The organism is Paenibacillus sp. P4_E11 (genome assembly GCF_056401635.1).
This window is the reverse complement of the sequence record NZ_JBFUIX010000442.1, coordinates 1-1,550: the sequence shown is the minus strand read 5'-3', so window position 1 is coordinate 1,550 and position 1,550 is coordinate 1. Positions and strand designations below refer to the sequence as shown.

The window sequence follows — 1,550 nt, the reverse complement described above, 5'->3', positions numbered from 1 at the left end:
GAACAGATTCTTGTCATAAATTAATGACAAGAATCTGTTCCGATTGCCGAAATAGGCCAAGAATGTGTTCCAGTTGTCGTTTAATGACATTAACTATTTCTTCATTAAATCAATGAATTTATCAGAGTAATAGAAAAACTTTTTACGCGATTGCCAAACAATTGAGAACTACACTGTTTAATCGGTGCTTTTTTCATTGCAGGAGATCTACCCGTTTAAGCAGAAGATGTAAGTATCCCAGAGCATGAGTTCCAGATAATTACTAGTATATGATGGAGGTTCTCGAATTTGAAAATCAAACGTTTTATTAGCTTATTGCTCATCCTGGTGCAGCTAGCCGCGGCTCCAACAACTTTTGCCGCATCGGTATCCCCCTCAGCTGCGCAGCTCTCCATTAAATCAACATGGAAGTGGATGAGAAAGGATCCGCCTGCCGATGTGTCCGGCCATTGGGCGGAACGGGTTATTCAATGGGGGCTACGGAATCGTATCGTTGAGGGATACCCCGATGGTACTTTACAGCCAGATCGTACAATTGTTGAAGCGGAATTTTTGTTAATGTTGTACAGAAGCTACGAAGTGCGTCCCACCGCAGTATCTAATGAAGCTTGGAGTGACAGTCCCTACGGGTTTGCGCAGATGTGGCATCATCCCACACTAGGCCTGCAGAATGCGGCTGTAAGAACAGTCCCAATCACACGTGGAACCGCTGCCGAGATACTCTGCGCGGTGCTTGGCTTTAACTACTCCGGTACCGAGGCGATTCGGTATGTGTTAGGTATTGGACTCGCTGAAGGGAAGATAGGAATCTCTGTGGAAGGATTTGCGGCCCAAGACACAGTGACACGTGCGGAAGCCCTGCAATGGTTCCGCAATCTGAAGCTGCTCGGATCGTTCAAAATAGTGGAGAGACCATCCGAAGCCTCCGACCCAAACCGGATCCCGCCCTTACCGGTTGAACCGGCAGATGAGATCACTGATTTTCTCGTGCAGCACATTACTTTAGAGGACTTCCAGCTCCAGGCCTTAGGGGGAGAAAAATCGTTTCCGTTGGGTACATTGAGAGAAGCGATCGAAGAACAGTGGGGACCGAGCGAGGGGCAAAATATGTTCCAAGCTGATACCTATGGTCAACTAAGCGTCCATTATAACAGCGAAGGACACATGGATAGCTGGATGGTTTCCGATTTCGGAAGAAGTGAAATCCCACCGGTACAAACGGCCAAAGGGCTTGTCATGAATCAAAGCGAGCTTTCGGATGTGTTACGTTTATATGGTTCAGCAGGGTTCTATTTGTTAAGTCCGACTGTGGAGTACCTGTATGAGGAAGTAAACGGACAACTAATATTAAGGCAATCCAAATTAGATATCATTGATCAGAGTAAGGCATATTACGTGGGCATCAATATTAGAAAAGAGACTGGCGAGGTGAGTTCTATCTGGTTTGCTGCTTATTCATATGCATTCAGAGATGACTCTAAAAAATGAAAGAAGACAGGAACTTACATTCCTAAGGAAAGGGATCTTCTAGAGTTTCTCTATAGTACCAG

The 1,550-nt window shown here is 45.5% G+C and carries 1 protein-coding gene; it reads left to right on the top strand.

Going from position 1 to position 1,550, the window contains the following annotated elements:
• Window positions 1-288 precede the first annotated feature (288 nt).
• The gene (locus tag AC1DWB_RS34940; RefSeq protein WP_477545664.1) at window positions 289-1,488 is read left to right on the top strand and encodes an S-layer homology domain-containing protein; all 1,200 of its coding nucleotides are present in this window, start codon (window positions 289-291) and stop codon (window positions 1,486-1,488) included.
• The last annotated feature ends 62 nt before the right edge of the window (window positions 1,489-1,550 follow it).